The sequence below is a fragment of the Chamaesiphon sp. OTE_20_metabat_361 genome (genome assembly GCF_031364565.1).
In genome coordinates this window covers 1-8,783 of the sequence record NZ_JANLWO010000670.1, presented here as the reverse complement: position 1 = coordinate 8,783, position 8,783 = coordinate 1, and the positions used below count along the sequence as shown (strand labels likewise).

The 8,783-nt window shown below is 47.5% G+C and carries 9 protein-coding genes; 2 read left to right on the top strand and 7 right to left on the bottom strand.

What is annotated here, in order from left to right; translation table 11 throughout:
* Positions 1–63: 63 nt before the first annotated feature.
* The 4 genes from RMO35_RS19175 to RMO35_RS19160 all read right to left on the bottom strand — a co-directional run bounded on the left by RMO35_RS19175 (position 64) and on the right by RMO35_RS19160 (position 3,432).
* On the bottom strand, positions 64–960 hold the full coding sequence (locus tag RMO35_RS19175; RefSeq protein ID WP_309743219.1) for a transporter substrate-binding domain-containing protein: 897 nt from the start codon (positions 958–960) through the stop codon (positions 64–66).
* Positions 961–970: 10 nt separating this feature from the next.
* On the bottom strand, positions 971–1,624 hold the full coding sequence (locus RMO35_RS19170) for an amino acid ABC transporter permease (RefSeq protein WP_309743217.1): 654 nt from the start codon (positions 1,622–1,624) through the stop codon (positions 971–973).
* Between the two features lie 18 nt (positions 1,625–1,642).
* The gene (locus tag RMO35_RS19165) at positions 1,643–2,317 is read right to left on the bottom strand and encodes an amino acid ABC transporter permease (protein WP_309743215.1); all 675 of its coding nucleotides are present in this window, start codon (positions 2,315–2,317) and stop codon (positions 1,643–1,645) included.
* 227 nt (positions 2,318–2,544) lie between these two features.
* On the bottom strand, positions 2,545–3,432 hold the full coding sequence (locus RMO35_RS19160) for a LysR family transcriptional regulator (RefSeq protein ID WP_309743213.1): 888 nt from the start codon (positions 3,430–3,432) through the stop codon (positions 2,545–2,547).
* Positions 3,433–3,566: 134 nt separating this feature from the next.
* Here RMO35_RS19160 and RMO35_RS19155 point away from each other — a divergent pair, with 134 nt between their 5' ends.
* Complete coding sequence (locus RMO35_RS19155) at positions 3,567–3,845, top strand: hypothetical protein (protein WP_309743211.1); 279 nt, start codon at positions 3,567–3,569, stop codon at positions 3,843–3,845.
* Between the two features lie 8 nt (positions 3,846–3,853).
* Here RMO35_RS19155 and RMO35_RS19150 read toward each other — a convergent pair whose 3' ends face one another.
* The gene (locus tag RMO35_RS19150; protein ID WP_309743210.1) at positions 3,854–4,552 is read right to left on the bottom strand and encodes a GntR family transcriptional regulator; all 699 of its coding nucleotides are present in this window, start codon (positions 4,550–4,552) and stop codon (positions 3,854–3,856) included.
* 235 nt (positions 4,553–4,787) lie between these two features.
* Here RMO35_RS19150 and RMO35_RS19145 point away from each other — a divergent pair, with 235 nt between their 5' ends.
* Positions 4,788–6,542: an iron uptake porin gene (locus tag RMO35_RS19145; protein WP_309743208.1), complete on the top strand. Its 1,755-nt coding sequence runs from the start codon at positions 4,788–4,790 to the stop codon at positions 6,540–6,542.
* Between the two features lie 131 nt (positions 6,543–6,673).
* Here RMO35_RS19145 and RMO35_RS19140 read toward each other — a convergent pair whose 3' ends face one another.
* Both RMO35_RS19140 and RMO35_RS19135 read right to left on the bottom strand, forming a co-directional pair.
* Positions 6,674–7,921 carry an OFA family MFS transporter gene (locus tag RMO35_RS19140; protein WP_309743206.1) on the bottom strand — a complete coding sequence of 416 codons (1,248 nt, stop codon included), beginning with the start codon at positions 7,919–7,921 and terminating at the stop codon, positions 6,674–6,676.
* A gap of 263 nt (positions 7,922–8,184) precedes the next feature.
* Positions 8,185–8,783 (bottom strand): tyrosine-type recombinase/integrase (locus RMO35_RS19135; protein ID WP_309743204.1); only part of this gene is annotated, 599 nt, incomplete at its 5' end.

The following is an 8,783-nucleotide window of genomic DNA, read 5'->3' as shown; positions in this document are numbered from 1 at the left end:
AAATCCCCTCCTCGGAGGGGTGCCCGAAGGGCGGGGTGGGTAGATCTCCGCAACCCCCCACACCTAAGCAGGTGGAGTCAAATCGGGGAGCGGCTCATTAAACCACTTCAACGAGAGTTCGTTTAACTTGCCCGATTCCTTCATCGCCGTGATGACAGCATCGACTTTGGCGACTAACTGAGCATCACCCTTGCGGATGCCCACATAGCAAGGCGAATTTTTCATGATGTATTTCTTCTCGATTTTTTGGGCGGGATTGTCTTTGGTAATCTTGGCAGCAACGACGTTACCAGTCGCAATTAAGGGCACTTGCCCAGAAACGAGTGCAGCCGCCGTGAGACTGTTATTTGCAAATCTTTTGACAGTAATTGTTTCGGACGAAAGTTTCGAGAGTTCTAAGTCTTCTAGCGATCCTTGAGCGACACCGATTGTTTTCCCTTTGAGATCGTCGGCAGATTTTACAGCGGATTCTGGTAAACCATATACACCCGAAAAGAAGGGCGCGTAAGGTTGGGAAAAATCAATAATCTTGGCACGATCTTTGTTTTTGCCTAAACTAGAAATTACTAAGTCAGCTCGATCGGTTTGTAAGAATGGCACCCGATAGTTACCGATGACGGGAATTAGCTCTAGCTTGACTTTCAACCCTTTAGCAATCTCATTTGCCACGTCGATATCGTAGCCGCGTAGAGTCATTTTCGGACTCATCGAACCAAAGGGTGGGAAATCATCGGGAACCGCTACGCGCACCGTTCCCGCCGACACGATCTTAGCCAGAGTTTGTCCGGGGACTCCCTTCGGTGGCACGACTTCAGCCGTGTTGATAACTGCCATTTTGGTTGCCGAAGTGGACGAGCCGGAACAGGAAGCAATGCTGACCGAAATTAGCAGACTAGCAAGAAATAATCCGATCGCGCGATGCCAGCGATTGGGTAAAAATTCTTTGAATACTTTCAGCATGGTAAACCTCCTATGCTTTATAAGTCAGTTTCTGCTCCAATCGCTGGCTCCAAGCCGAGAGTGGATAGCACAGGGCAAAGTAGAGTAACCCTGCTAAGGAAAACACCAGCAGCGATTTTAAGGTGACGTTATTAATCTGAGTAGCGACGCGAGAAATCTCAGCAAAACCGATGACTGATGCTAGGGATGTGCCTTTGATAACTTGCACCAGAAACCCGACAGTAGGCGCGATCGACAGTTTCACCGCTTGCGGTAGAATTACCAGCCGGAGCTGCTTAAAATAGCCAAATCCCAATGCCGCCGAAGCTTCCCACTGTCCTCTGGGAATTGCTTCGATCGAGCCACGCCAAATATCTGCTAGGAACGAACTGGTAAATGTGGTTAATGCCACCGTCGCTGCTACCAGTGGCGATAAATTAATGCCAAACACCACCGAAATGCCAAAGAAAGCGAGAAACAACTGTAATAATAACGGCGTTCCTTCAAAGAACTCGATGTAAATTAAGCTCAACCATTTGACCCATCTAATCGAAGAAATTCTCATCATCATAATCCCAAAGCCAACAATGCCACCAACAACAAACGCGATCGACGATAAAATAATCGTCCACTTTGCCGCCACCACTAAATTAATTAAAATCTGGGATATAGTAAACTCTTCCATCTTCGTTCTCCTAAAATATTAACGGCGATACTTCGCAAACTCAAAAAATCGTCGCTCGATGATAAATGCCATCGCTTTAATCAGCCATACAATCGCCAGATAAATCAGCGAAATCGCAAAATAAATCTCAAAACTGCGAAAACTCCGTGCATTGAGAAAATCACCCACAAAGGTTAAATCTTCGGTAGCAATCTGCGACACCACACTAGTAAATAAAACGGCTAAAATTACCTGCCCCACCAGTGCCGGATAAATGTTTGCCAACGCTGGCAGCAAAATAATATGTCTAAAAATTGCCAATGGTTTAAAGCCCAGAGCCATTCCTGCTTCTACCTGTCCTTTAGGAATACTCTCAACACCCGCACGGACGATCTCTGTAGAATAAGCCCCAAAGTTTACCGCCAGCGATAAAATAGCTGCTTGTTCGGCTGTTAATTTAATCCCTAAATTGGGGATGCCAAAGAAGATGAAAAATAGCTGAATCAAATAAGGCGTATTTCTAATCACCTCGACATAAGTCAGCGCGATCGTATCTAGCAGTTTATTTTTTGATGTTCTAAAAATTGCCCCGATGATGCCAATTACTAGTCCGAATGCGATCGCGAGTAGTGATATTTTGAGGGTTAACCAGGCACCTGCAAATAATAGTCCGAGATTATCCCAGACGATCGAGAACTGAAAGGAGTAGCCCATAGTTCCTCACTGATTAGAACAATCAGAAATCTAGCTTAAATTAACCCGATCGAAGATCGGGTTAATTATTGTATACAGAATACACTAAGTGATTCGGGAAACTGATTTTGTATTTGGGATCACATTGTTAGCTACGTTCATCACCCGCCCGCGATTGAAATCGGGGCTAATGCTACAAAGTCCGCCTACGCGGACTAATCAGCTAGTCCGCGTAGGCGGACTTTGCATCACAAGCGGGGGTTTCCAACCCCACGGCTTACCTGGAGAATTTCTAAAAAGGCATACACCGCAGGCGGGTGAAGTGCTTCAGCCAAAATGGCTAGCCCGATCGTTCTAAAAAACGGCACTGGTAAATGATAAACCCGCACATTCGCCGGAATTGGTTCGGCGGCTAATCGCGGTAAAATTGTCGCCCCCAACCCTTGCGCCACCAACCGCACGATCGTCGCATCCGTCTCTACCTCATAAGCGATCGGCAAAACATAGCCCAAATCGCGGAGATGACGATGAATCGGCTGCATCATAATGGTAGCGATCGGGGGCATAATTAGCGGCTGAGATACCAATTCTGCCCACGTAATTTGTGGCTCCATGTCCGCCTTAAAACTTGGCGGACACAAAGCGACAAACTCATCTCGGAGCGTCTCCCAAGTTTGGAATTTGGCACTCGCAGGTAAAAAAGTCACCCCAATATCTGCGTCTCCTTGTTGCAAGGCGCGTTCGACTGCTAGATAATCCTCATGCTCGGTGACATTCACCGCAATTGCTGGGAAACGTCGATAAAAATCGCCAATCGCCGACGGCAAAATATAGGTGGCAATACTGCGAAACGATGCAACTCTGACTTGTCCGCCTTTGAGCACCCTGACTGCTATTGCGGCTCGATCGATCGCTTCAGCATGTCGATCGATTTCGCGGGCGTGGATGACAATTTCCGCGCCTACAGCAGTCAATTTTGCGCCATGCCGCCCTCGCAAAAATAACACCACCCCTAGATGCTCTTCCAAAGCCGCGATCGCATGACTGACAGCCGACTGGGACATATTCAACTCTAGAGCCGCTTCGCTAAAATTGCCGCGATCGGCGATCGCTACCAAGATCCGAAGCTGAGACAATTTTATCTGGTTCTGAGAATTTGCTTTGGTCACAGTATCGAATCTGCTCATGTAAGCGATGCAAGCTAGTTTTTGTATCTTACAATACAGTTATTTATATTAAAGAGGTAAACAGAATTCAACTCTAACGAACGATGAAATTACCAATGACTGCGATTCATTCCACTCGATCGACTGCTAAGACAACACCACCGTCCAGAAATTTACGAGCGTTCTATTTAGAAGTATCCGAGCTGTGGCAAACCCTCGTTGCACATGCCGCCGGAACTGGCGAACCGCGCGTGTGGAAAACTCAGACTGAAAATGGTTGTCAATGGAACGCCTACGATCCCAGCACCCACCAAACTCTGCGCCAAGTTTCTAGCCAAGAATTACGTGTTTGGTTAGAAAACAGACACTATAACATTCGCTAATCGCGCTGTCAGACAGCATTTTGAGCTTGTTGAATCTGCTTTAGCTCGGAGACAACACGCGATCGACTGGCGATTAAATGCTCCTGAACTGCTGTCACAGCTCGATCGGCATCGCGCTCCAAAATCGCATCGTAAATCTGGCGATGCTCCCAGCGAACTTCTAGCACTGCTGGATTGCTGAGCATCGTTTGAATGCGGAGCAAAATCATTTTATCGAATAATCGATCGAGTAATGACACCAGCCATTCATTCTGAGATCCTTCGGCAATCTCTCGATGAAATTGATAGTCCAAGTCTAATAATTGAAAGCTGGTTAGTTTAGTTGGTTTGGCATTAAGTATTTTCTCGGCTTTATGAATCAATTGCTCGATTTGTTGCAATTGTCGATCGCTAGCATTCAGACATGCTGCTCTGACGGAAACATTTTCTAATGCTAACCTGCACTCATACAGCTTGCTGGCATCTTCGCTGGTAAATGTAGCGACTTTCAACATGCCGCGCTCTTCGACGACTAAATCGGCTTGCTGGAGCTGATGCAAGGCTTCGCGAATTGGGGTGCGGCTGACTTGGAGCTTTTGGGCGAGTTGTGTTTCTACGAGCCTTTGCCCCGGCATCAGTTCGCCAGACAATATAGCACTACGCAGGGCTTGATAAGCCTGCTCTTGCAGAGACTGAGGTCGTTGGAGCGAACGTGAAGATAACGACAAAGCAAGTGTTCCTCGATGTAAAACTAGACCCAAACTAGCGGATTTGCGCTCGTCGGGTTCCCCGACGGTTTAGCAAACCAAGTGACTGAAAACGCCCTGCATAGCAATGAATGTACCGATTGCTACAAATACTCGCCTAAATTCATTGTATACAGAATACATGCTTTGCGGTGGCGATCGATAAACTCGATCGAGCCTAGTCTTCCAATCGTTTCACAATTTGAGGAGTCGGATCGTGGTCAAGCTAAATTTAGTCACAAGTTTGATTGTAACAGCTTCGATGCTGGCAGGAATGGGCGCGATCGCCGCCCAGAGCAAGGCGACAGATGTATTGCCCTCTCAGGAGCCAATTCCAAAAATACTACCATCGATTGCCGATTCGCAAATTGGTGCGCCCATCCGTTCGACAGAGGGGATATCTGGATCTCCATCTACCGTGCCAATTCCCAAATGGGCATTGCCAGCATTACGACAACTCGACGATCGCTATAATTGTATCGAAGAAAGTACCGATCTAGATCGCGGGGTAACGCGGGCAAAATTTGCCGAACGATTGAATATTTGCCTGAGTCTGGCGAATGAATCGATCCCAGTGCCAACACCAGCTACAAAAGCAGAGCTAGAAACGATCCAAAAACTTCAGGCTGAATTTGCCACAGAATTAACTGCTTTGCGTGGACGAGTAGAGGCAATTGAAGCTAAAACAGAAATATTAAAGCAGCAGCAATTCTCCGCCACAACCAAGCTTAGTGCCCAAGTTTGGGTCAACTTTACAGGTGCATTTACTAGCAATAGTATTACTGCTGAAAGATCGCTAGCTCAAGGCGGCACCAATGCCTTTATCCCGCCTGCACGAGTCAATGGAGTACCGACTCGCGTCCAGCTTAGGGATACAAATCCGACAGTTAGTAACTATCTATTTCTGACCCTAAATTCATCATTTACAGGTAAAGATATGCTGGTGACGCAACTCGTCGCTGGTAATGCAAACTCGCCAGCAAACCAATTAGTTTCATCGGGGTTTTTTAATACTTGGGGTGTGCCAATTACCGACCAAACAGGCACACCTCAAGCTGGCTCGAATGCAGTTTATTTGCGCGAGTTATCTTATTCTTTTCCGATTAACGATCGCGTCAGAGTTTCAGTCGGCCCCCGGTTGAATACCTACCGTTATTTCGACCAAAACCGCTTTACTAATTTCCTCACTGGTGCGGGTAGTTTCAATTCTAGTGGAAGTACATTATTTGCGGCGATCGATCGCGGTTCTGGCGCGGTTGTCTCTTGGAATATTAGCCCCCAGTTTCGGTTTAATGCTGGCTATTTGGCAGAGAACACCGAATTTTTGAGTGCGGCAAATGGATTTAACACATCTAGCAATCCCGCCGCAGGTTTATTTGGCAGTACCAATCAAGTCATCGGCGAACTGGCATATTCACCCAGTAAAGACCTAAATCTAAAATTATTGTACTCGCGATCGCTCATCCGTCCCTACAATGGATTTATCGGTGGAGCAGTGGGCGAACCATTGCCCTACGGCTATGCCGACGATGGCTTTGGAGGCCGATTAAACGACGCGCCCGCCGATACCTTCGTTGCCAATTTTGACTGGCTCTTGACGCCGCAGGTGGGTGTATTCGGGAGATATTCTTACGGCAATACAGGGATTATTCCTGTCAATTCAGCCCGTGCGGGTGGCAATACAACCGTACAGTCGATTCAATTGGGGTTGGGATTTCCCGATTTGGGCAAGAAGGGGGCATTGGGCACGATCTCCTACTTGATACCTCACAGTTATCTGGGTGGGCGCGAATTCCTGCTCTCTGGTGGTGGCGATGGTGGTAAGCAACAAGAATTAGAAGTTGCTTACTATTATCCAGCTAGTGAAAATATCGCGATCGTCCCGGCATTTTACGCGATCTTTAACCCCAACAATTTTCAGACTAATTCCCCTGTCTACATCGGCAATGTGCGAATGCAGTTCAGCTTCTAGATTAGCCGATCGCAAAGTCCACGCTCAAACGAAAGTCAGGCTTTAGGCTTTAGACTTTAGGGAAAACTATAGATGAAAACAATGCTAGGAAAGATTTTGTTTTTACTTTTGCAAGAGGAGGTCTAATGACTTCAAGATAAAATTTGCTGACTTTTGGCATCGGGCTTGAGTGCGAAAGTCGCGATCGAAATACCGATAATCGCGAGAATTGCTGTCGGAATGAAAGCATTAGTATAGCTACCGAAAATATCTTTAGCACTACCCGCAACTAGGGTACCCAGCAAAGCTCCTGCCCCGTAAGCGGTAAAAACGATGCCGTAGTTTTTGGTATAGTTGACAGGATTAAACATCGATAGCGTTGCTGTTGGTGCGATCGCCAGCCATCCGCCCAAAGACAGCCACAGTAAACTAAAGGCGAAAAAGTAATTGACAACTTGACCTTTGCCAGTATTTAACATCACGATCGAGGCAATTAAAATCATCACATAAGAGATAATTGCCGCCATTTTGGGCTTGAGTCGATCGGTCAACCACCCGAATAAAGGGCGACCGACACCGTTAAAGATCGCAAAAATCGATACCGCAGCAGTAGCCATGCTGGGGTCGAGTCCGACGACTTCCTTGCCTACATTGCTAGCAATCCCCACCGCCATCAAGCCAGCCAGAGTCCCGATCGCATAGCAGATCCACAGTGCAAAAAAGCTCGGCGAACTCAACAACCGATCGGGTTCGGCATCCGTGGGGCTAGCCGCAAACTGGGGGCTGGGCTGCCAATCTGTGGGCGGAAATCGAAGCTGAGTAGCAATCGCTAATAGGATCGCCGTAAAAGCCACACCAAAAATTCTAAACGTGTTGTTGATGCCATAAGTATCGATCAGCAACCCAGCTAGTGGTGCGGTAATCAACGGAGATAGACCGAATCCAACTACAGTTAGACCGACAGCTAATCCTTTGCGATCGGGAAACCATTTAGCCGTAACCGCAATCGGTACGCCATAGACAATCCCAATCCCAGCTCCAGCAATCAGACCGTAAGTAATCACCAATAGGGGAATGCTATTGGCAAAGCTGGATAGAAAATACCCCAAGCCTACAATCGTCCCCCCGACAGCAGTTACTTTCGCCGCACCATAGCGTTCGATATATCTACTCGCGATCGGCATCAAAATGGCAAATACTACTAGTAGTGTGGCAAAGGGTAGCAAGGTATCTGTTGCGCTAATTGTGATTCCTTGCTTGGTTAAAGCTGTTGTCAGTGGCTTGCGAAAAATGCTCCAGGAATAGACTGTACCCAAGCAGAGCATCGCGGTAATACCGAGCGGTAAAAATAGCCATCGACCTTGCCGAGCGGGTAAGCCAAATAGTTGCAGATCGTTCATGATATGTTTTACTTTAATGGTGTGGATGGATTTATCGTGACAGTTGTGCAACATGGACAAAAGATCGATTGAAGGCGATCGCCGTTGGCACGATCGTCAATGTCCACCTGACTGAACTATATATTACTCCGATCCGCTCGCTCGTTGGCGTAGCCTACCGTAGGTAATTGGCACTAGATAATTATCCGCAACCCGCCAAAGTTAGTATGGCGATCGTTATTATGGTTTACACTCGCCCAAAAGTGCTCCAGCGAAAACTCATCCTAAAGCAAATCGATATTCACCTTCAACGCTGGATTATTCTCCCATCTGTCCCCCACGTGGGCATAAATCGCCGTAGTCCGGGGATCTGCATGTCCCAACAAATCCTGCACCTGCCGCAACGTTGCCCCATTCCGCAGGGCTAATGTCCCCGCAGTATGCCGCAAACTATGCGCCGACAGCGTCCGCCCTTCCATATATTTGAGATTCGTCGCCTGAAGATATTTATCCACTACCTGTCGAATCCCCCGTCGCGATAATCGCTCCCCTCGCCCGTAATTACTAAGATTAATCAGCAGCGGACTATCCACCATCCAATCAAATCCATGCTCCCGCCGCGTTGTTAAATACTGCTCTAATATCTGCGCTAATTGGGGTGTCAATGGCACCACCCGCGTGTGTCGCTTACTACTGACTTTCAACCCAACCTTCTGGCCCTGACGTACCACATCGCCGATATTCAGCCGATGCATCTCGACAGTGCGCGTCCCTTCGAGCGTCATCACGCCCAGTAATAATTTATCCCGCAAGGTTTTCAAGGACCCGCAACTCTCGATCGATTGCAATAGGAGGGTAGCCTCGCCCTGTTCGAGATAGGTAA

Coding starts and splice junctions, on each gene's coding strand:
- RMO35_RS19175 (WP_309743219.1), bottom strand. CDS start 960: ATGCTGAAAGTATTCAAAGAATTTTTACCCAATCGCTGGCATCGCGCG.
- RMO35_RS19170 (WP_309743217.1), bottom strand. CDS start 1,624: ATGGAAGAGTTTACTATATCCCAGATTTTAATTAATTTAGTGGTGGCG.
- RMO35_RS19165 (WP_309743215.1), bottom strand. CDS start 2,317: ATGGGCTACTCCTTTCAGTTCTCGATCGTCTGGGATAATCTCGGACTA.
- RMO35_RS19155 (WP_309743211.1), top strand. CDS start 3,567: ATGAAATTACCAATGACTGCGATTCATTCCACTCGATCGACTGCTAAG.
- RMO35_RS19140 (WP_309743206.1), bottom strand. CDS start 7,921: ATGAACGATCTGCAACTATTTGGCTTACCCGCTCGGCAAGGTCGATGG.